Source organism: Xenorhabdus griffiniae, assembly GCF_001028135.1.
In the GTDB taxonomy this organism is placed as follows: Bacteria; Pseudomonadota; Gammaproteobacteria; order Enterobacterales; family Enterobacteriaceae; genus Xenorhabdus; species Xenorhabdus bakwenae.
The window spans coordinates 23,943-43,632 of the sequence record NZ_LDNM01000005.1 but is presented as its reverse complement, the minus strand read 5'-3'; the positions used below and the strand labels follow the sequence as shown (position 1 = coordinate 43,632).

Annotated in this window: 23 protein-coding genes; 5 read left to right on the top strand and 18 right to left on the bottom strand. The window is 39.5% G+C overall.

All coding sequences use genetic code 11. The features are described from left to right. Positions 1 to 22: 22 nt before the first annotated feature. The 8 genes from AAY47_RS01605 to AAY47_RS01570 form a co-directional block, all read right to left on the bottom strand. A complete protein-coding gene (locus tag AAY47_RS01605) occupies positions 23 to 1,588 on the bottom strand; it encodes a hypothetical protein (RefSeq protein WP_047766497.1) in 1,566 nt (521 codons plus the stop codon). Between the two features lie 34 nt (positions 1,589 to 1,622). Continuing rightward, positions 1,623 to 2,882 carry a phage terminase large subunit gene (locus tag AAY47_RS01600; protein WP_047766572.1) on the bottom strand — a complete coding sequence of 420 codons (1,260 nt, stop codon included), beginning with the start codon at positions 2,880 to 2,882 and terminating at the stop codon, positions 1,623 to 1,625. After that, positions 2,882 to 3,487 (bottom strand): hypothetical protein, encoded by a 606-nt coding sequence (locus AAY47_RS01595; RefSeq protein WP_047766496.1) that lies wholly within the window; start codon positions 3,485 to 3,487, stop codon positions 2,882 to 2,884. The genes AAY47_RS01600 and AAY47_RS01595 overlap by 1 nt, the downstream gene beginning before the upstream one ends. Positions 3,488 to 3,649: 162 nt before the next feature. Then, complete coding sequence (locus tag AAY47_RS01590; protein WP_047766495.1) at positions 3,650 to 3,913, bottom strand: hypothetical protein; 264 nt, start codon at positions 3,911 to 3,913, stop codon at positions 3,650 to 3,652. Positions 3,914 to 3,929: 16 nt separating this feature from the next. Further along, positions 3,930 to 4,823 (bottom strand): hypothetical protein, encoded by an 894-nt coding sequence (locus AAY47_RS01585; RefSeq protein WP_047766494.1) that lies wholly within the window; start codon positions 4,821 to 4,823, stop codon positions 3,930 to 3,932. Beyond that, the gene (locus AAY47_RS01580) at positions 4,807 to 5,454 is read right to left on the bottom strand and encodes an ATP-binding cassette domain-containing protein (RefSeq protein ID WP_047766493.1); all 648 of its coding nucleotides are present in this window, start codon (positions 5,452 to 5,454) and stop codon (positions 4,807 to 4,809) included. The genes AAY47_RS01585 and AAY47_RS01580 overlap by 17 nt, the downstream gene beginning before the upstream one ends. Further along, complete coding sequence (locus AAY47_RS01575; protein ID WP_047766492.1) at positions 5,451 to 6,125, bottom strand: ParB/Srx family N-terminal domain-containing protein; 675 nt, start codon at positions 6,123 to 6,125, stop codon at positions 5,451 to 5,453. Before AAY47_RS01575 ends, AAY47_RS01580 begins: the two co-directional genes overlap by 4 nt. Continuing rightward, on the bottom strand, positions 6,125 to 6,826 hold the full coding sequence (locus tag AAY47_RS01570; RefSeq protein ID WP_235428265.1) for a ParB/RepB/Spo0J family partition protein: 702 nt from the start codon (positions 6,824 to 6,826) through the stop codon (positions 6,125 to 6,127). Before AAY47_RS01570 ends, AAY47_RS01575 begins: the two co-directional genes overlap by 1 nt. Positions 6,827 to 6,907: 81 nt before the next feature. Here AAY47_RS01570 and AAY47_RS01565 point away from each other — a divergent pair, with 81 nt between their 5' ends. Then, positions 6,908 to 8,548, top strand: a complete 1,641-nt coding sequence (locus AAY47_RS01565) for a DEAD/DEAH box helicase (protein ID WP_047766490.1) — start codon at positions 6,908 to 6,910, stop codon at positions 8,546 to 8,548. A gap of 41 nt (positions 8,549 to 8,589) precedes the next feature. Continuing rightward, entirely contained in the window at positions 8,590 to 8,880 is a 291-nt protein-coding gene (locus AAY47_RS01560) for a hypothetical protein (RefSeq protein WP_047766489.1), read from the top strand. 486 nt (positions 8,881 to 9,366) lie between these two features. Here the strand turns inward: AAY47_RS01560 and AAY47_RS22350 are convergent, their stop codons facing one another. After that, positions 9,367 to 10,383, bottom strand: a complete 1,017-nt coding sequence (locus AAY47_RS22350) for a DUF6453 family protein (RefSeq protein WP_047766488.1) — start codon at positions 10,381 to 10,383, stop codon at positions 9,367 to 9,369. Between the two features lie 405 nt (positions 10,384 to 10,788). On the opposite strand from AAY47_RS22350, the gene AAY47_RS21935 reads away from it, so the two are divergent. Next, a complete protein-coding gene (locus AAY47_RS21935; protein WP_160300187.1) occupies positions 10,789 to 10,938 on the top strand; it encodes a hypothetical protein in 150 nt (49 codons plus the stop codon). 306 nt (positions 10,939 to 11,244) lie between these two features. Here the strand turns inward: AAY47_RS21935 and AAY47_RS01545 are convergent, their stop codons facing one another. The 3 genes from AAY47_RS01545 to AAY47_RS01535 all read right to left on the bottom strand — a co-directional run bounded on the left by AAY47_RS01545 (position 11,245) and on the right by AAY47_RS01535 (position 13,159). Then, positions 11,245 to 11,460 carry a Cro/CI family transcriptional regulator gene (locus AAY47_RS01545; RefSeq protein ID WP_369813301.1) on the bottom strand — a complete coding sequence of 72 codons (216 nt, stop codon included), beginning with the start codon at positions 11,458 to 11,460 and terminating at the stop codon, positions 11,245 to 11,247. Between the two features lie 112 nt (positions 11,461 to 11,572). Then, on the bottom strand, positions 11,573 to 11,884 hold the full coding sequence (locus AAY47_RS01540) for a helix-turn-helix domain-containing protein (RefSeq protein WP_047766486.1): 312 nt from the start codon (positions 11,882 to 11,884) through the stop codon (positions 11,573 to 11,575). A 444-nt stretch (positions 11,885 to 12,328) separates the two neighbouring features. Continuing rightward, positions 12,329 to 13,159, bottom strand: coding sequence for a hypothetical protein (locus AAY47_RS01535; protein ID WP_047766485.1), 831 nt, complete (start codon positions 13,157 to 13,159; stop codon positions 12,329 to 12,331). A 150-nt stretch (positions 13,160 to 13,309) separates the two neighbouring features. On the opposite strand from AAY47_RS01535, the gene AAY47_RS01530 reads away from it, so the two are divergent. Both AAY47_RS01530 and AAY47_RS01525 read left to right on the top strand, forming a co-directional pair. Continuing rightward, positions 13,310 to 13,822 (top strand): hypothetical protein, encoded by a 513-nt coding sequence (locus AAY47_RS01530; protein ID WP_047766484.1) that lies wholly within the window; start codon positions 13,310 to 13,312, stop codon positions 13,820 to 13,822. Positions 13,823 to 14,241: 419 nt separating this feature from the next. Next, a complete protein-coding gene (locus tag AAY47_RS01525; protein ID WP_047766483.1) occupies positions 14,242 to 14,916 on the top strand; it encodes a hypothetical protein in 675 nt (224 codons plus the stop codon). 659 nt (positions 14,917 to 15,575) lie between these two features. Here AAY47_RS01525 and AAY47_RS01520 read toward each other — a convergent pair. The 6 genes from AAY47_RS01520 to AAY47_RS01495 form a co-directional block, all read right to left on the bottom strand. Then, positions 15,576 to 15,881, bottom strand: coding sequence for a hypothetical protein (locus tag AAY47_RS01520; RefSeq protein ID WP_047766482.1), 306 nt, complete (start codon positions 15,879 to 15,881; stop codon positions 15,576 to 15,578). 323 nt (positions 15,882 to 16,204) lie between these two features. After that, the gene (gene nadS, locus AAY47_RS01515) at positions 16,205 to 16,501 is read right to left on the bottom strand and encodes a NadS family protein (protein WP_047766481.1); all 297 of its coding nucleotides are present in this window, start codon (positions 16,499 to 16,501) and stop codon (positions 16,205 to 16,207) included. Positions 16,502 to 16,546: 45 nt separating this feature from the next. Then, complete coding sequence (locus AAY47_RS01510) at positions 16,547 to 16,870, bottom strand: type II toxin-antitoxin system RelE/ParE family toxin (protein WP_083446819.1); 324 nt, start codon at positions 16,868 to 16,870, stop codon at positions 16,547 to 16,549. A 467-nt stretch (positions 16,871 to 17,337) separates the two neighbouring features. Next, positions 17,338 to 17,622, bottom strand: coding sequence for a helix-turn-helix domain-containing protein (locus AAY47_RS01505; protein WP_047766479.1), 285 nt, complete (start codon positions 17,620 to 17,622; stop codon positions 17,338 to 17,340). Next, the gene (locus AAY47_RS01500; protein WP_047766478.1) at positions 17,612 to 17,932 is read right to left on the bottom strand and encodes a type II toxin-antitoxin system RelE/ParE family toxin; all 321 of its coding nucleotides are present in this window, start codon (positions 17,930 to 17,932) and stop codon (positions 17,612 to 17,614) included. The genes AAY47_RS01505 and AAY47_RS01500 overlap by 11 nt, the downstream gene beginning before the upstream one ends. Before the next feature lie 217 nt (positions 17,933 to 18,149). Beyond that, positions 18,150 to 18,602 (bottom strand): hypothetical protein, encoded by a 453-nt coding sequence (locus tag AAY47_RS01495; RefSeq protein WP_047766477.1) that lies wholly within the window; start codon positions 18,600 to 18,602, stop codon positions 18,150 to 18,152. Between the last annotated feature and the right edge of the window lie 1,088 nt (positions 18,603 to 19,690).

Here is a 19,690-nt window from a genome sequence, read left to right as displayed (position 1 = left end):
GCTTACTTTCCTTGTAAATAAATCACTCAGTCTCTTGAGTCGATTTCGGATCGGTTTCTTGATCCTTTTTATTACTTGAATCATAGGTATTTAAATACTTACTTTCAAGCATTAATTGATTATTTTTTGGCGGAAATTCCTCTAAATCCTTATCAAAGGCACTTCGCATCTCCTTAGAAACGTTTGGAAAGATTTTTTCGATCAGAATATCCATCTGGTGACGACGTACTGATTCAGGTGCTTCGATTTCTTTAAGCTGTTTAGCAACATCAAATTCATCCATCAGGCCACGAACGTCAAAACTTTCAGGATATGCGACCAATTCGTCGATTTCTTCCTGTGTTTTCTCCTGCCCCATCCATTTCGCAGCCAAATAAAGCATCTGCCGCTCTGCGCGCTGTAATCGTTCAGCTTTGGTGATCAATAAGCTATTTACACGCTGAAAATCGTAGGCTTTTGCCGCCCCTGAACTGTTATCTATACCTTTTGCATTATCCTGTTTGGTTCGTTCACCAGCCACACCGACTGAGTGGTAAATCTCATTGATAACGGTTTGAACGGTCTGAATGATCATTGATGCCTGTTTCGGATCTGGCGACATATAAAATGGCTGCGATCCACCCTCAGCATCGTAGGTAAAGACGCGTTTTGTGCCAAATTCCAAAACCTTCGTATGATTTTCATCGCCCGGCATCATCGCCTGAACAGGAATAGCCAATTGGCTAAAAGTCTGATCTTGGATAATGGCATCAAGGTTAGAAAGGTAGTTAGCAACAGCCCTATCAAGGTATGCGATATCATCAATTAATGACGGGCTGAAATACCGTGACTGGGCATTTCCCATACAATCCACAGGGAACACAGGCACAACACCTAATTTGTGTTCACCATAATTCTCCAGCTCAATTTGTGCTTGCTTAGCGTTTCCTTTCTTGGCCTTAACTTCACGGAACAGAAACCAACTTTCCCGCGTCCACAGCCGATACCGATTTTGTAAATCACCGGATGAGGTGAACGGGTTGGCATCATCACGCACCAGTTCATGTGTTAGTACCCAAAGCAGGTTGCCATCATCGTCATAGGCGAAGTCCAACATTTGCTGGGGCGGCAACCAGTAGGCGTAAGCACGAGCATCCGCTTTTTTCTCATCGGCTAAAGAAGTCACCTCAACATCTTTCATTGTTGAATCAACGACAATCCAGATCCGACCAAAGATTGATGTTTGAATATCAATTGCAGACATCAGTTCATCAAGCGTCATTTGTTCACGGGTGGCTCGATCCCAGAATGCTTTTACTGCATCAGGGGCATCAGATCGCTCACGAGAAATGTTTTCTCTGAAGATGTACTTGTTGATAAGGTTGACCACTTCGCGTGTGTGGTTGAAGCGATAGGCGCGTTCCAGACGCTCCTTAAATTCCTTATCACCTTCTTTGAAATAACGAAAAATATTGTGTTGGAACCAATTACGTCCACCAGCATAAGTGGCTGCCAAGAAATTCCAATGCTCTAGTCGTCCCTCATATTCGGGATGACGGCGACTGACTAATTCCTTCAATACTTTTTGGTCTAAAGATTCAACTTCCATTTAAAATCCTTTAGATATTTATATAACTACATTGTTAACGTGAACCACCGAGAATTGTGCGTTCTTTGACAGGGAATCGTCTATGAATCGGATAACCTATCGCATCAGTACTATGCTCAATACCCGCTGCCTTATCGATATCCCTAGAACCCGGTTTGTAAATAACTTTTTCAAATGATTCAATGAGATGCTTGCATTTTGGGTCAATATGAAGTCTAACTGTCCCCGCAGCACTCATCAACAAGCGGTTTGTCGCATTGACACGATCTGCAATCGGAGGGTGTTTTTTAGGAAAATCAATGCGCACAAACCCCTTTTCCTTAAAGATATCAATATCCGACTCGCCTCGTGCATGTTGACGGTAGCTACCCGCTGGGTCAGGAAAGATAACAACCTGATTTTTCCATCGCCAATAACGGCGTTCGATTTCGTCACACACTTCAACTGTGTTCGATGAAAACAAGACAATTTCATCTACCGCCCACAGTTCTCCGTTCGGTTGAGGCTGCAATACCACCGACGACATAGGATCAATGTTGAAGTCCTGCCCTATCCAAATAGGTAGTTTCGGGTTGAATTCGCATGGCTTAACGTGTGTTTTTCGTTCAAACGGATAGTACACTCGGCCTGACATATTTTCGAAAGAAGCAAGGTATTCCTGAGCAAAGGATTTAGGGTCCATATCTTCACGGGCCGCCTCAATCTCTGAATCTGGAACAAATGGCGAATCAGCGGTAACGTACTGCCAGCTTTTCCAATGCCCTTTCTTCTGCATCGAGGGATTTTGCCCGATAGTCCAGAGCTTATGGAAAGCGGAATAACCTTTCGGTGTACCGATAATCAGCGCCTTTCCTTTCGTGGATGAAAGAGTTGGACGAATGACCTTGTACCAAGTATCAGGCTTCATGTCCTGAAACTCATCAAGTACAACAAAATGCAATGCGACTCCACGCAGAGTGTCCGGCTTATCAGCGCCTTTTAATCCCAGCTCACTGCCGTTTTTCAGCAAGATGGTCATTGTGGTGTCGTTTTTCTTTTTGATCCATTTACGGGGGATCAATTCCTGCAAATCATCCCAAAGAATCTGCCTTGCCATCTGGTAAGTCGGGGCGATATACCAAACTCGCTGTTTAGGCGCTTTTATAGCCTCTTTCATCAGCTTAGAGATAGATAGGCGGGATTTACCCCAACGCCGACCAGCACAGACGACTTTAAATCGATGAGGTGATTTGAATACTGACATCTGCCCTTTATGGAGCTGAACCAATTGCAGACCACTATTGTTCTGAGCCATCATTCACCCCCGCCGTTTTCTTCACTCTCAGTGTCAAGGTCGAGTTCTTCTGACAGGTCAGCCGGTTCCTCAGCTTTTCGCAATTCCGCAACCTGTGCTTGTGTCAGTTCACCAAACATCAGTGCCGGAAGCTCATCTTCTTCAACATCAACTTTATCCATGTTGAGAGACTTGCTAGACACCTCAAAGCATTTACTCAGTGTGATTGAAGCCCGTTGTAGTGCCTTTATATTGGCTTCCCGTTCAGCAAAACCAATTGCCGAGCCTGTTGCTGAGGCTTTAGAACCCTCAGTGACTTCTCTCATCAGCAGAGCGGCAATATTGAATGCAAAGCGGTCGTATTTACCCCGCCTTTCTTCAATTAACGCGGAGCGTTCTTTCGCCCTTATTTCAGCATCTGACCTGATTGATTCACGAACTAATTTCCCAACAGCATCCGTGCCTTTGATGACCTTCTTTTTTTTGAAATGACGTGAAAGCGTTTCTCGCCTTACACCGAAGCGCCCCTCTAACTGAGATAATGAAAACTCCCCAGAAGACCAAGCCGCCTCAGCTTCCGCCCATTGTGAAGCAGACAGTCGTGTTCTTTCTTCCCTGATTGCCACTCGAAAATTCCTTTTCCGCAGTGTTAATAAAAAGACCTTGCTCCCATAATATTTATATAAATTTCTTACTAAGAAAGACATAAGAACAAAACAAATATCAAAACAATATAGATATCAAATTTATATTGTTTACTAATATATATTATTGAGAGCACGGTATTATTAACTATACATTTTTGCAACTGCTCTACCGAGATCCGTCAGTTCATACACCACACGGTTATACCCATCTGTTGCGCGTTTTCTCAAACCGCTTTTAACAACGATCCCTTTTTTGATAAGGGCACGGATAGAGAATTGCATAGACTGTTTGCTGGTTTTATAAGGCAGCATTTCCAGTAACTCGTCCATATCGACAGGATTACCCCGCTCTACGCCAATCCAGACAGTGCGGATAATTGATTTTTGCTTTTCAGTTACGTCCATGTTTAAGAATCCTTTTTTAAATCACATTTAAACGCTTTGTATCCATTTGTGAGCGTACATCTTGGTTATCGAATACCAGAAGTGGGATGTCACTTGGCAACGCTTTCCCGAAGTCTGGATTTCGATATGCCCCATATAAGGGTGTGGTAAAACTGAGGTTATGGATTTCTTTGAGAAATTTAACGATCGCTTCCTCGGTCGTTAAGGTGTCCAAAATATCCTGAATTGTTGTGCCTCTATTCCGACCGGCTTTCGCCAATGACGAGTTTTTATGATAATTAGCGACTAGATCAGATAACGCTCTACGCCTACGCGCATCAGTCATAGAAAACAGCTCTCTTACGATTGATTCCGTGTCACCAGCATCTGATCGGAAATGACGCTGATATACACGCAACGCACTTTCATAGGTTTTCGGCCGTTCTGGTCGAATGAAATCAAATCCGGCTTTCATTGCAAATGGATTGTACTTGCTCATTGAGGACTGAATTTCAATGATCGGCTTATCATGCATACGTGAGGCAATATTGATTAACCGGTAACTGACGCCAAGACCTCGGTACAGCGTATCGACTACACAACGGCTCATAACTGCGAAATTTGCGTTAACGTATTTTCCCCAATACTGGTTAGCAACCGTAGTGTTAGTGGTCGGTTTCAGTTTTGGAAACATCCGGTGTCGTGGTGCAAGCAGCAGCTTTGGGTATGCCATCACGACAACCCCCACTAAGCGATCACCTAATGTGCATTTGTAGTAGCTCGGTGCAAACGGCTTGCCATCTGTCTTATAGTGGAGTGATTTAAGCTCATGCCAATCTTCGACCGTTCCTTTCGAAACAACCATGTCTTTCATGAAGTCTAAGTGTTTCGGGAAATCTTCCGGTTTATGCCGATTAATGATCACGTCCATATTCCACCTTCACCCGCTCTTTATAGTGCTTGGTAATTGTTATGCTAGGGCGTAATGCATTGATCAGATCCTCATGGGTAGTGGCTACCATAACGGTTGCACCAACATTACGCGCCGCTCTCTGGAAGTTTGACGCTACAGCCTGTGCGGTAACGCGGTCTAACACAGCGCCAAATTCATCAGCCGCCCATACCTGAGCACCAGATTCAATCAATTTTGCAATTTTCAACCGGTAACGGTGGCCGTCAGACATTTCAGACGGTTTACGGATAAACAGGTAAGCATCGTTCAAACCTGCCATTGACAGTAAGCTCAACGCTTCTGTGGTGGTCTTTCCGACCTGATCAATAACATTCTTGTCGTTATCAAAGGTAATGTCATCAATGGATAAGACGGTTTTATTTTCGTCTTTCATTAATCTTTGCAGTTCTCGTAAAATCACCGACTTACCCGAACCAGATTGACCCGTGATATACACAACATCACCCTGATCAATTTGAACCCGTAGATTGTCATAGAGCGTGAATTGTTTATCATCCATACCTAAGCCGAATGATTCCGCAATTTCGAGTGTACGGGTTGTTTTAGTTACGCGAGTATCGAATGCAATGTTGATGATGTAATCGCTCATTGTTGCTCTCCGTACATTTCCTCAGAGACTTTTTCTGCAAACGCCAGAAAAGCGTCTATACCGCTCTTTCCCGTCATTTCTTCCATGTGAGCAAGCAAATCACCAACCACAATCGCAGAACTGGCAGGAATCGATTTAAAGCCCATTACGTCTACCAGCCGGACATCTTCGTTTGCCACTTTATGAGCGACCACATCGTGCTCGTCTTTCTGTCTTTCAGTTTCAACTGACAGATCCACAACTAAGCCATCAGTTGCCATTGAGTCGATCATGTCTTCAACCAATACACTCAATTCACGATCAGAAAATCCGTAAACAGCCACGTCACCGTCAATCAGGTTTTTCAGTTCTTCTTGCAGTACCAGAGCGTCGTAGTCGGTACTGGCTAGGCGGTTATCTTCCAGTCTTTTCGCAGCAACTTCGGATTCAGTCAAGTCATCACGGATAATAACGGGTACTTTTGTCAGGCAGGCAAAGATTGACGCTTCCGTTCGACCATGACCGGTAATAATCACCCTGTTTTTATCAACTGTGATAGGTTGGTCAAAACCACGTTTTTTGATGGCTTCGGCAAGATCTTTAATTTGTTGCTCATTATGCTTTTTTGCATTCTTCTCATATGGGATAAGAGCACGAGGGTCTAAATAGACAATTTCAAATTTCTTTTCCATTAGCGTACTTCCCTGTATTTTTCTGCAATGAATAACAGTGCTTCCCCGGCATCTTCCATCTTGTTGCCCGTTTTAATGTTCTCGTCACGGATAACGGCCGCTATCACGGCTTCAATCATTTCCGCCGCATCTGTCGTAACCTTAAATCGCATGGTTTGGTGAGAACTCACCTCGGCTCTTTCAGCTCTTTCACGTAATAACTCAGAACCGAATTCATCCATTTCAGTGTTTGCCCCCATTTCAGTGCTTAGAGCTTCTAACTCCCGAAACGCTGCTTCTGTCGAGATTGTAGGCATTACGTCTTTGAGAATGTCATCAACCGGAGCAAGGTCTGCAAAACTGTAGGAAAGATCTGTCTGAATTTCCTCAAGCAAACGGGTAAAACTGTCCGCATCGTCTTCACCGTATCGCTCATTGTCGATAACAGAGATTTGTTTTGCGGTTGAATCACTGATTTCACCTAAATTGGCAATCATGACGGTCGGCATACCAAGTTCTACAGCAGCTCTCCAACGATGCTCACCACCTAAGATCTCGTATTTGTCCCTGACCTCACGAACAATGATGGGTTTAAACAAACCGAGGCGAGTGAGTGATTCTCTTAATTTGTCCATGTTCATTAGTGGAACACTGTTGGTATTCCAGCCGTTAGGAACGAGTTTTCCCGTCTCCACCTCTAAAAATTTAGTTTTACTTTCCATTGTATTTTTTCCATACTTTTCCATAAGTATTTACATACATAATATAATATCTGTTTTTTTAAAAAATATAAGGTCTTATTTATGGATATCGTTATTGCATATAATGCAGTCAACGCATTAATAAGTAAAAATGCCGATGAGGGTGTTTTACGCGGTGTTCAAGATGCACTGAGCTATGAGGTTGATGGGGCACAGTTTAAATCAAGCGGATGGGATGGAAGATCGACAATGTTCAACTGGACAACACGCAGTTTTCCATCAGGTTTTGTTCAGGCAGTGACAAAGAAGTTAGAGAAAGCAGGTCACAGAGTACTTTTGCAGCGTAAACCCATGATCCTGCCATTGGGTCAACCTAACCCAAAGATAAACGAGTTCCCGTACAATCCTGATTACGTTTATCAGGATGAAACAGTCGAGCGTATGGTCAAGCAGGGAGGGATGATTGCTCAGATTGCAACTGGCGGTGGGAAAAGCGTAGTGGGCTGTAAAGCCGCCGCTCGTATTAATCAACTGACACTGTTTATCACCACACGATCGGTGCTAATGCACCAAATGAGAGACAATTTTCAACGTTCTATCAACTACAGAGCAGAAAACAGCGAACCTCACCTGAAAGGAGAAAAAATCGGGATCGTTGGTGACGGCATGTTCCACTTTTCGCGCCATATTAACGTAGCAACCATTCAGACTCTTGCTAGCTTTCTTGACGAGTTCCCCCGTTTTGTTGAAAAACTACCACCCAAAGGTAAAAAATCAACCAAGCCGCATCCAACCAAAGAGGAACAACGCAAAGAGTGGGGGGAAAAACGAGAGTTTCACTATCGTAGACAGGCGGCAATCAAAAAACTGTTGCAGGAAGTTCGCTTATTGATACTGGAAGAAGCACACGAATCATCGGGCAACGCTTTTTATGATATCAGCCGCATGTGTGTGAATGCCGATTACCGATTAGGTCTAACAGCAACGCCATTTATGAAAGATTCCGCAGAAGCCAATATGCGGTTGATGGCTGTTACCGGCTCTATTGGAATTAAAGTATCGGAACGATATCTCATAGACAGAGGTATTCTGGCAAAACCTTACTTCCTTTATCTAAGAACAGATTACACACCTGATGATGTGAATATCAAAAAAGATCTTTCTGAAAAGGTTGGAAATTCACGTTTAGGTCGTAACTCCCCATACACACGAGCCGCGCAACTTGGCATTACTTACAATCTTGCTCGAAATAGTCTAATCGTCCATCAGGCAAAAAAAATGGTAGGACACAAATTGACCGTAATGATCCTTGTTAGGCTCAAACGACACGGTCAGATTTTGAAGGAAATGCTGAGAAGTATAGGTATTAAAACAGAATTCATCTTCGGTGAGAGCAAACAGGCTGAACGAATGGCTCAACTTGATAAGCTGCGTCACCGTGAGATTGATGTACTGATTGGCTCTACAATACTTGATGTAGGTGTTGATGTTCCCGGCGTTGGTGGTGTCATTCTTGCCGGTGGTGGGAAAGCGGAGGTAGAACTGCGTCAACGTGTAGGCCGTGGACTTCGTAAAAAAACCGATCAGGCGAATATCTGCTTTGTCGTGGATTTCCTCGACTATTCCAATAATAACTTACTACAACACTCATTTGAGCGAAGAAACATTATCAAAGAAACCGATGGGTTTGTTCAGGGCATTTTATCGGAAGGTAGTGAATTACCTTTTCACTTACTTAACTAATAGATATAATAATATTAAAGGTATTTTTTTATAGGTATATTATGACTGACAAAGCAAAAGTTGTGCAGTTCAGAGCTACACCAAAAGCACAAGAAAAAATTAATGAATTGAAATCTAGACTCAAATCGAAAAACGTTAAACCAAGTATTGAGATAGTGCTTAATGCACTCCTAGAGAACATCACGTTAGCAGAATTCGATAAATGCACTAAACAGATCATTGCCGACAACAGTGTTAAAACACAACTTCTCGAAATGTTCAAAGAAGGCAGGATCACAGAGGAAATGCTCGAAATATTAATGAAAAACGCAGAGCAGTCCGCTGACAATTGATACTTTTCCCCTCTATGAATTCGTTATTATTCGCTCCGCTTAATGGAACATTAAATTAAGCGGAGAGAATAAATATCAGCAATTTAACATCATGCCACTGATGTTAGAGACGCTGAGTATAGTTAAAGAGCCTGCCGAACTGACCACAGCCATACCCTCCACAATACAGTCACTCAGGAGAATACTAGCGCTATCAGGAGCACAGGACATAAACCCGAGAGGTTGGAAACCCGTGATTGGATAAAATGTCGAGTGATGCCCTAGATAGATCTATGCTGAGGCATTAGACTGACGATGTTAGTTGAAGAGTAATGCACCAGAACCGAGGCTACCAATCTCGTATAGCACAAAGACAAATCACCCGCTCCATCATTTTAATTGATTGAATCATCTTGAAATGAATCTACAGTTGTTAGCTGATAAGTCCTGCCCTAGAAAATGGCAGAGAGCAAGATGGTTGGTGTTCTGACTATTACTCTATTAGTATTAAAAATAGTCGGAAAATTCTATTGCATATGTCGGAACTGCTGCGTAATCGTTAAGCTCATGCCTCGGTCCAATATTACCATCACCAATTTTTATCCCTGTTGTTAAAGTTATTTTATTTTCATGAAATTTATATGCGGTCGAATAAAAATTCCAGTCATCATTTCTTTTACTCCATAGAAGATATAAGTCTGTAGCCCTAATCATTGGGGACTTTAAATTTGTAGTAACCACATCATTCTCGCTATTAAAAACAACATTTTCACCATGGAAGAATGGTACGTATCGACTGGAGTAAGTTAACTCTCCCCGTTCATTCCAAATATGAACACCACAACCATCTTTCTGTGGAGTGAATCCAGAGGAAAAAACAACCACATATAAATTGCAATCATGAGACACGGTAACTTTATTGTATATTCTGTCAGTAGAGACAGCACAATTTGGATTATCACTTCGGACAAATACTACTTGATTATCTGGGTTTGGCAAATCTGATGGAACACTCCATGACTGCCCTGCGCTCATTTTAATTTTTTGCCTTAATACACAATAACCAAGCTCTTTTTCATTAGAGACAGTTAAAAATTGATTTGCACCCTTAAAATCTAGACCATAATTATCTTTTCTTGTATTTTTAGAATAGCCATATACATCTATAATAAACTCATCAGTAAATAACCACTCTGAAATATCATAAAAATCCTCAAGAGAATAACTATCAATTCCCCAAACAATATAGTTACCTTGAATATCGAACTTTGTAATTGGTACTGAATACATATCAGCTCTCAAATAATACAATACATAATACAAACAAGAACACCGAGGCACTATGACCAATTGATAGTTTTCAGCATTAGGTACAAAATGTTTATATTGATATTTGACATTTGCACCTTTTCCCTCTTGCTTTTGTTTAATTGTTGTTAATTTTGTTAATAGGTGGCCATTTTCATTTAATAAAAAGGGTTTTCCACCATCCGATGGGTAAACAACTAATCCAGATTTTTCCATTATAATCGACCCAACAGCATCCAATTGCAGGTTATAGTAAGTTTAGACCTTTCAGTTTCCCAAGCTCATGTTGCTAACCTAAAAAACTAATAAAAATTTATCATTACATAATATTTTTTATACAGGTAGTACTAAATTCAAAAAATACCAAACCTATTATTAACCCAGCTGCAATCTATATCGTCCAAGTTCCAGATTTGATACAGCTTGACGCTACATAAACTAAAATCTAAATCACCTCCATTCGCTCCCATAAATGTTGTTTTAACTCTAAATACATTAATTGAGTTGGGTTTTACTTTCACTAACAGAGTTTTCAAAAACGGAAGACATGCCCCTCTTCTAAGAAACTCTCCAATCATATATTCACCACTACGGTAATTGTCAACATAATTGGCACTATTAATGAGTTTAAGAGACCTGTCTTTTTCGTTCGAGATTCAACGTCACGATATCGACCAGCTGCTCTCTCTATCAGTGTTGTTAATGGGGGTGACAACTATGCTGACAATTACCGTCCTCGCCATCACGGTAGATGTCAACATCACGAAATAAAGAAGATGTAGGGTCTTTCATTGCCCTGTTAACCTGTTCTTTAACAGACTCTCGAATATCATCATCGCTAGATGAACAGGCTGTTAATAAAATAGAACCTGCTGCTATTATCATTTTTAGTGAGTGTTTAATATACAACCTTACTGCAAATAGGGAAAACCGTTATTTTTATCTAACCGTAAAACTTTGTCACTAAATAAATAAGCTCTTACACCTCTCATAGCTCTAAATCAGTATGCTATTATTTTTAGCATGGTTATTATGGTGAATATTTAGGCTAATTCGGTTTAGGAATAGGCAAAATCACTAAAAGATGGATATTTTCTGGCTAGGAAATGAACGGTATTCTTCAGCCTTATAACTGCCATCTTCTTGGCGGATCAAAAATATTTTACGTTCCGCTTTCAACGCCTTGCTAATCGCTGTTTGATGTACACCCAGTACATTTGCTGTTTCCGCCTGACCATGTTGCTTTACATATTCTGATAATGGGATTGTTTTCATTTCATTATGTTCAAACATTCAGTTACCTGCTACTTTGCCAGATAATAAGCAAACCGTCCGATATATGGTTTCGACGAGAGCATAAAATTTGGAAAATATATAGATATTTTATGCTCTCTATTTTGAGCAATCACATTTCTATTTTTCTGAAATAACGTTCAATAGAGATTTCGGGGTTATGTATCTGAGATTTTTTATAGAGAGTTCGCTCAATAAGTTGACCATTTTTGTCAAAGTATCGACTAGGCCAGATTTCTGATGGGTGTATTCCGAGGTAATTGGCAATAATCCATTCGCCTTTAGGCCATTGCCTACTGAGGGCATTTGCCAGTGTAGACGAACTAAGTCCTGAGTCACGAGAGAGTGCCGCTAAGGTTGTTCCTTGTTTGCGTATGGCTGCAATAATATCGGCTTGATGCCAGTCATTTCTAGCATTATTCATTCCTGCTACCCCTTTCCATTAATTAGTATTGATGGTGGCGATTCAAGACAGGGTTCGCAGTACCGGGAGTCATCGTCCGGCGAGGCCGAAGCCTCCCCTGCCTGAACCGCCATTGAAAGGGCGATAGCAGACACACTGGTAGAAATATTCTACCAGTGGATGACTCTTTACAAGGCTGCGAAACCTTGACCATCGGATTTTGCCGATGGCAGAAGAACTTTAACCGATTGGTTTATTGGGATCAATAAGCGAACCACTACAATTGGTTGTTTATAAACTTTCTGACAGGTGACAATGATAAGAACCCATTGGGCAGGCAGTGTAAAGATTGGGAAAATCGCGCTTCTAATTAAGGCCATCGGGTGGCCTTAAACATTGAAGTACCAGAAAAGTAGTATGTCAGCCTACCATCTAGCACGAAAGATACGGTTGCTATGTGTGCGGCTACCTTTTCTTGATAACTACAGATAATTTGTCATTTAACCTATTTCCTTTTCCATCTTGCAAATACAAATCAATAATCTTTGAGTTAATATAATAATCAGTGAAGTAACCTTCAAATGACGCATCAAATGTTGCTCTATGGTAATGAGAGTCTGATTTATAAATAAAAGGTGAGATAGGCTTAACGACAACGCAATACGACATACCCTTTAATTTTTTTGTATCAGTTATGTCAGCCGATAAAAACGACCTCATAGATCGATTTTCGGTATAAAACGGACTTAGGGTTAAATATATAAGATCTCTATCTTTATCTTCTACAAACACCCTTACTCCGAAAGAGTTTGCTCTATATCCGCCTTTTCTTTCTACTTCAAAACTCCCCATTCGGATATGTGGTGCATTTAGGTATCTAGTGCTCTTCCAAGACTCGTCACTATCAAAATTTAGATAGGGATTATAATTACCATGAGTAGCACCTATTGATAGCTCGGTTAAACCTGTATCTGGATCAAACTTATAATCAGTAAAATTAATTGGATAACACATCTTCATAATGCCAACATTTGACATTCTTTTTTGGAAGTCTGCATTTGTCTCAAACTCCCCTCTGTCTCCACCTAACTTCTTATAAAGTTTTACTATGTCTTCTGGAGTTGTTGTCCTCATCTTTTTAGAATTCTCAATTACCTCTGGTGTTGTGACCAATTTTTCACCAGTGATATAAGGTTCAAATTTATGGACAGGCCTTACTTGCTTAGGTTGAACGACACAACCAGATAAAGATAAGTAAATTGCGCTAAAAACAACCAATAATATCTTATTTTTCATACAACCACCCTGTTATTGATAATTGTTCGCATTGTATGATTGTATAAGTATTTATTACAATATAAATGTACACCGATTATCTAATTTTTAACCCGTCATGTGTTTGGTATGATCCGCTCATATCAAGAAAATCATTAAGTAGAGAAGAAAATGAACAATGAATTGCCAAAAGTTGATATTACATACGGTACAACACGACATGGTGATAGAAGTTATAAAGGCTGCAAAATAAGACTTAATGCAATTAGCAATAACAATCAATCTGTCAAAATAACCCTTATTGATGGAAGTACTATGGTTACTAATTTTGTCAAAATTAATCGGGGAGGGGTGTTTGTTTTTGAAGATAAACGTATCAGAGATTACAACATCGCTTTCTTTGAACCAGTGGATAAAATCTCAGTAGAAAGTGACACATCTTTGCCAGGCGAAAAAAGAGAATATTTTGATCAGAAAACCTTTCATTTAATCCTCAAGAAAATTCACGCCACTGAAAAAAAAGTTGCTGTTTTCATGAAAAATGGAGATATTTATAAGGGCAAACATGGAAGTAGCGATCTTGATTCTTTTACTATTTTAATAGGCAGTAGGACTCTAACCATCATGTACGATGCCATAAAACGTATTATTCCACTCGAAGCTGACGGAACACTGGCTGAATAATTGCTCTAAACATTAGGGGATAGGTGAAATTCCCCTAAATAAACTAGAGTTTTTATAAGGTAATTCGTCGAGATAATTCTCACGTATTATTCTTTCCAAAATATCCACATTCCTACTGAAAGCGTCTATTAATAACTCTACCTATCAAGATAATCCATATATGAAATAATATTTTATGTATTTATAATAAATATAAGGTTGAATGTTGAAAAACATTATTTATTCAGTCAACACCTTTAGTCATTTTGAAATTATCTCTAAGACTTTTTATTTTTAAGAATAAATAAAAAATTCATAAAAATTCTTGATCTGTTTTTTTAAATCGTTATTATAAGCGACATCAAGTGATGACAACACTATAAAACAAAAATCAAATAATTATGCGCCAATGCGCTACTATATATAAAGGAATCTAAATCATGGCTAACTTGTCTAAATCTATTATCGTTTCTTCTGTCGCTTCTGTCGCTTCACTGTTAGATACACAATATAACGATATCAAGCAACACTTATCCACTATTGCTACTCCTTCCAGTGCGGAAAAAGCAGAATTACAAGCTGCAATTACCAAAGTTAAATACTTTTCTGGATTATCTGAATTAGTTGCGAAAAATGACAAAGCTGTTTCCGCTTTATACTTCATCGTTAAAAACGCTAAAAAAGATCCTAGCGACTTATTAAAAGAAATTGCTATTAACTCTTATAGCTTAAATAAGTTTTGTTTTATTATTAGCGGCGTTGCTAATAGCTTTTATAATTATGATTTATCAGATATGAGCGCATCTAATATCATGGCAGTTTTAGATTTTATTATTATGGGTAAAGTTAAATTTAGTATGCGCCAATATCGTGACCAAATGACAGCACACAAAGAAAAAGCAGACAAGAAAGCAGATAACGGATTCACGCAGACAAATCAGGCGTTAAAACTTTGTGAACGTCTGGGGATTGTGTCTTATACTGGTGGAAAAATAAGTATGGGTTATGGTGAGTATAAAATCAACACAGAAAACGAGTTAGTTAAATATTTAAAATCTATTTTTACCAAAGATAAAGAGACACAAAACGAGTTAGATTTATCAATCGAAAATTAATTACTTTTACAAAATCCACTCTTACAAAGCCATAAAGCACACTTATAGCGTTTTGATTATCTTTCTTGTACAAATCCACCAGCCAGCGAAAAAAATCGCTTAAAATCCTTTTCATAGCGTTCTAGTGCTTTTCTGTTTTGTCGTTGATAAATAGTAATATTGAACACACCATAAAAACGCATACAATCAATTTAGAGACGTTTTTAGATTAAAAACAAAGGAATGTATTAGTAAAAGATAAAATCGCTCATAATGCGATACATTTAGTTCTATTGCCCACCTACAATAGTCTAATTCATTTTGTTGATTGGCTAGATGAATGAATCATAATAAGCGTAACAAAATCATATACGTCATAGTTATAACTTATGTTATTACATTAAAGAATATGATTTCATAATTGATAATTTCTTAATTAATTATTATTAAACTATTTAACTTGCTCTGTGCACCTTAACGTGATGCGACCCTTTCCCCGTTTCCCGAAACCGACCTTTTCCCGAAGGCAGCCGTTTTGAAAGTTTTAAAATACTCCCTTTCGCAGCCGAAGGTTTTACTCCACCTCATTGCACCTATTCCCTTCGGCTGATGACTTACAAAAGAAAGCCGGACTTTCCTCCGCTTTCTTCGTTCCAGTTCACGCACAACACAGTATTACATTACAGGTAAAAAGGCTCTCGACTAAAATCTTTTTTCAATCTGAAAAGCTCAGTGCCATTTGAATAAATTGGCGTTTTATCCAATAGATAGAATGAGAGCGATATATTTTCACAGGCTGATGGATGTTTATAGGTTTCACGTTCTTTTCGTATCTCGTCAGCAATACGCAGTTTTAAACGTAAATGACGACGGTTTTCTTCGATTTGTTCAGCGATTTGATTGTCCAATTCAAGCTCGTGTTCAAGAGCATCATGATCAATAAATAAGTTTTGAGCGTTGCTGTGGTTAAATGCGTTAGAGCGCATATTGTTTACTCCATTTGGTTATTTATATTATTTTCTTAATGGAGTTATTTTCACATACCGAGTACGGTAACAAAGAGATAGCAGACGGGCACAGTAAGTAATACATCTCATAATGCAGGCAAAGAAATACTGAATACATGCGTTAAATAAACTCTCTACGGTTTTCCACGGGAGAGTTCGGTAGCCGGGTAGAAAGAGGTCCATTGCCTACGGGAAAGAGGTGGATAAAAAGCCGCTACATTAGCGGCGTGGGAATGAACCTTGTTTCCGATTTTTTTCTGACTTCTCCCGCTTTAAATGCGGGGGGAGTTCTAATGAAAATGTTAAAGTGAATTTAATTCCTTAATGAGTGCTGGGTGGCGTTCAAGCATCTTAAGAAGTTTCAATGATGAACCAGAAGGAATACGACGATGTTGTTCCCAGCTTTGAATTAGGGAGGATGAGACACCAACAGCCTCAGCAAATTCGCTCTGTTTTAACCCAAAGGATTCACGCAAGTTTTTTACATCGGGTAAACGATGGTAATGGATATTCTCACTAGGGACAGAAAGTTCGCCTTTTTCAATCGCTACCATCTGCTCCATACTTTCAACCAAGTCATTAAAAAGTTCTTTGTCCATAGTTTCTCCGTTGTATGAACATGCCGCGCAAAGGCGCGGCGTTGATTACTGCAATTTGCTACTGATGGCTTTGAGCACTTCTTTTTCTTTTGCCGTTACATTATCCTTTTTATTTTTAGGATAAATCAAAAGAAGATAGAGCTTTCCAGTTTTGGTTATTGTGTAATAAATAATTCTGACACCGCCACTTTTACCCATTCCCTCACGTTGCCAGCGAATCTTCTTACATCCTCCAGTAGCGCTAATGGTACTGCCTTGTTCATGATTCTTTAATAAGTGCTCCTGTAATAGTCTGAATTCATTATCAGTTAATAATCCAGCTCGTTCTCTACTAAATACAGGAGTTTCGATAAAAACTAAGTATTCCATAACAAACATCCTTGCCATCGATGAGAAATACTATACTCGTACAGAGTACGATAGTCAATAAATAAATCGTACTGCGTACGATGTTTTTTGCAATGTAAGAAATGTGAATTCTTTATTTCGCCATTTTCTCTTGGCCTGTTTCCATAATCGCCCATTGAGTTAATGTCACCATTTCGTTGATCGCTTTATCGCGTTCTGACATTGTGTAGTGTTTGGCAACTGTTGTAACACGTCTTCCTGTCTTTACGCTTCAACGCAATCCGTGTATCAATGAGTTTCCCATCAGCTTTGCGATAGATTTTTTCTTCTACTCTCTACGGTTTTTCACGGGAAAGTGCGGTAGCCGGGTAGAAAGAGGTCCATTGCCTGCGGGAAAGAGGTGGGTAAAAAGCCGCTACATTAGCGGCAATAAAATGGCATAACTAGGGGTATAACCAGCAGTTATTGTTCAACCTTCTATCTATGAATTAACCCATCACAATACGTATGGTTGCCCCACATGCAGCGGCGTATCTCTCAAGAGTAGAAATACTGGCTTTACGAGCATTTTTTTCCAATTTACTAACTGCCGGTTGCGTTATTCCCATTCGTTCAGCAACCTGTGTACTATTTAAACCAGCTCGGCGGCGTAGATCAGCCAAAAGTTCTTGCAATTCTTCCTCTTTCTTCTCTGCAAGATAAGCCGCCATTACATCTGGATTCTGCAATGCTTTTGCCTTTATTTCAGAATAAGGAATACCTTTAACTTTCATTTGTCAGCTCCTCAAGTCTCTTCAATGCTAATTGAATCTCTGCCGGGGGTGTCTTCGCTGTCTTTTTAATAAACGTACGTAAAATATATATTTTTTTACCTTTAGTAAAAGCAAAGAAGGTACGTGTAATATCCTTTTTACCTGCTCTCAGCTCAAACAGACCATCCTGAATAATATCAGTGTGGGGGTAACGTAACTGATTACCTTGAGATTCAAGTTTATCCAATGCGGAAAATGCTTTACCTTGCATAGCGCTATCAAGGTCTAATATTTCCTGTTGTGCTTCAGGATGAAAGATCAGTTCAAACACAAAGTAGTTCCTTCCCTAACTAACCAAAGAAAGTATAACCTATAAGATATGATAACTCAAAAGTTATGTATAACTTATAGGAAATGAATAATTATCACTTAGATGGATGTATAGTGCCACCAGCAGATAGGCATCAAAGGAAATGTGTTAGGGTCAGTAAGAAATAGAAAGGCGTAGTTTTTACTCTACGCCCTCGGAGGTATCAATCTATCGACCGTTATTTGCCTACTTCTGCCGTGGGTTGTTCAATCGGCTTTTTGCCAACCAATGCCAAGACTGATTCTGGCAGGTATTGTTCGGCAGACATGTCACCCATAATGCGAAGGCCATAAGTGCCAATCCATGTGGAATTGTTTAAGCCGCTTTCCAGCACGTCGCTCACTTCAATCATCAGTTTTTTGAATTGACCTTCTACATCTTTGCGATAGTGTTCGATTACTGATGTACAGAACCGATCATTGCCTCGACTCAAACGAATAACACCTAAATCAAATTTCTGGCTGCGATCTTTACCAGTGATACGTTTGAATGTGGTGGTGGTAACTTCTTCACCAGTAGCGCGATCACGAACAATGGTGGTGATTTCTGCAATTTTCTCACCGGCGACTGCATTCTTGCCGGATGAATAGTACATGTCGAAAGCGAGGTTTGAGCGCGTAATCTCTTTCATGATAACAACTCCTTGTTTATTTAATTCCATTATTGGAGTAATTATCTTAACTTTTACAATTTGTTATTCAAGTTGTTTTCTTATTTATTTTCTTAGGTTACCAATAGAAGAAATGGAATGAATAGACCTTTCGTTGTTATAGGTTGATTATGCCGCCGTAGGCAACCGTTCCCCATAGGGAGAGGTTTCTTATTTTACCGTTTCTTGCCGAATGCTACCGTAGGGGAGGGGAGATGTTTCACCGAAGGCTTAGTGAGGGGGGAGGAGGTTCAGGGTTGAAAAATACGGGAAAAGTACGCGTTCCCTCCTATATTTTTACCTTACATACTCCACTTGCTACTACTCTCTCTACATATTCGTTTCTTGTAGCTTCCTGTATGGATGTAACCCGCCGTCTTTTTAATCTTTGTCTTATTGGATTGATGGTTTCTCTTACTGTATGGGTTATTGTCCGTCACCTCTTGTTTTCTTCTTTGTCATTTTGATTGAAGTTTAAATACTTATCTTATTTTGTTATTTTTAAACATAAGAAATTCACCTAGTTTTCTTAGTGATCTTACTGTTGCGCATTCCTTGATTCTATAGTTGGAATATGGTGATTCCTACTTATCTTGCCTCTGCTGATTTTCTGTAGCTATTGGTGTTGACGTATTCAGGAAATTGCCTGAATTGTTACTGTTAGATTTTCCGTTGGAAGATTAGGTTTGGTCAGTTGCCTAGCAGAATTAGGTTGGCCATTTGCCTGAGTTTATCAGGTGGGATTGTTTCTATTTGAGCTTGCCGGATTGGGATTCTTATTGATAGATTCAGATTAGAGAATTGGAATTTAAAACTGTAAGAATTAGCCTGCAAGTAGATCAACTTTTTGGTATTGGAAAGTTGATTTTTTGTTGATATTTCATTGACCTAGTTATTTTAATACCGGAATTAGTATATCTAATTGATTTAATTGAATTAAATTGATTTCATAAGACTAAAGGTACAGGTCAATTCACACTTATAGAAATGATCAATCATAGGTAATGTTTTGACACCATATTTGACGAGCTATTATTTGCCGAGAATATCAAATATAGATGGAGGTAATT

Excerpts from the sequence above, each read along its gene's own strand:
- AAY47_RS01605 (WP_047766497.1), bottom strand. The coding sequence starts at position 1,588 with ATGGAAGTTGAATCTTTAGACCAAAAAGTATTGAAGGAATTAGTCAGT.
- AAY47_RS01580 (WP_047766493.1), bottom strand. The coding sequence starts at position 5,454 with ATGAGCGATTACATCATCAACATTGCATTCGATACTCGCGTAACTAAA.
- nadS (WP_047766481.1), bottom strand. The coding sequence starts at position 16,501 with ATGGACAAAGAACTTTTTAATGACTTGGTTGAAAGTATGGAGCAGATG.
- AAY47_RS01540 (WP_047766486.1), bottom strand. The coding sequence starts at position 11,884 with ATGAATAATGCTAGAAATGACTGGCATCAAGCCGATATTATTGCAGCC.
- AAY47_RS01585 (WP_047766494.1), bottom strand. The coding sequence starts at position 4,823 with ATGGACGTGATCATTAATCGGCATAAACCGGAAGATTTCCCGAAACAC.
- AAY47_RS01560 (WP_047766489.1), top strand. The coding sequence starts at position 8,590 with ATGACTGACAAAGCAAAAGTTGTGCAGTTCAGAGCTACACCAAAAGCA.
- AAY47_RS21935 (WP_160300187.1), top strand. The coding sequence starts at position 10,789 with ATGAGTTTAAGAGACCTGTCTTTTTCGTTCGAGATTCAACGTCACGAT.
- AAY47_RS01565 (WP_047766490.1), top strand. The coding sequence starts at position 6,908 with ATGGATATCGTTATTGCATATAATGCAGTCAACGCATTAATAAGTAAA.
- AAY47_RS01495 (WP_047766477.1), bottom strand. The coding sequence starts at position 18,602 with ATGAAAGAGATTACGCGCTCAAACCTCGCTTTCGACATGTACTATTCA.
- AAY47_RS01535 (WP_047766485.1), bottom strand. The coding sequence starts at position 13,159 with ATGAAAAATAAGATATTATTGGTTGTTTTTAGCGCAATTTACTTATCT.
- AAY47_RS01520 (WP_047766482.1), bottom strand. The coding sequence starts at position 15,881 with ATGCGCTCTAACGCATTTAACCACAGCAACGCTCAAAACTTATTTATT.
- AAY47_RS01510 (WP_083446819.1), bottom strand. The coding sequence starts at position 16,870 with ATGGAATACTTAGTTTTTATCGAAACTCCTGTATTTAGTAGAGAACGA.
- AAY47_RS01575 (WP_047766492.1), bottom strand. The coding sequence starts at position 6,125 with ATGGAAAAGAAATTTGAAATTGTCTATTTAGACCCTCGTGCTCTTATC.
- AAY47_RS22350 (WP_047766488.1), bottom strand. The coding sequence starts at position 10,383 with ATGGAAAAATCTGGATTAGTTGTTTACCCATCGGATGGTGGAAAACCC.
- AAY47_RS01570 (WP_235428265.1), bottom strand. The coding sequence starts at position 6,826 with ATGGAAAGTAAAACTAAATTTTTAGAGGTGGAGACGGGAAAACTCGTT.
- AAY47_RS01505 (WP_047766479.1), bottom strand. The coding sequence starts at position 17,622 with ATGAAAGTTAAAGGTATTCCTTATTCTGAAATAAAGGCAAAAGCATTG.
- AAY47_RS01590 (WP_047766495.1), bottom strand. The coding sequence starts at position 3,913 with ATGGACGTAACTGAAAAGCAAAAATCAATTATCCGCACTGTCTGGATT.
- AAY47_RS01545 (WP_369813301.1), bottom strand. The coding sequence starts at position 11,460 with ATGTTTGAACATAATGAAATGAAAACAATCCCATTATCAGAATATGTA.
- AAY47_RS01530 (WP_047766484.1), top strand. The coding sequence starts at position 13,310 with ATGAACAATGAATTGCCAAAAGTTGATATTACATACGGTACAACACGA.
- AAY47_RS01525 (WP_047766483.1), top strand. The coding sequence starts at position 14,242 with ATGGCTAACTTGTCTAAATCTATTATCGTTTCTTCTGTCGCTTCTGTC.
- AAY47_RS01600 (WP_047766572.1), bottom strand. The coding sequence starts at position 2,882 with ATGGCTCAGAACAATAGTGGTCTGCAATTGGTTCAGCTCCATAAAGGG.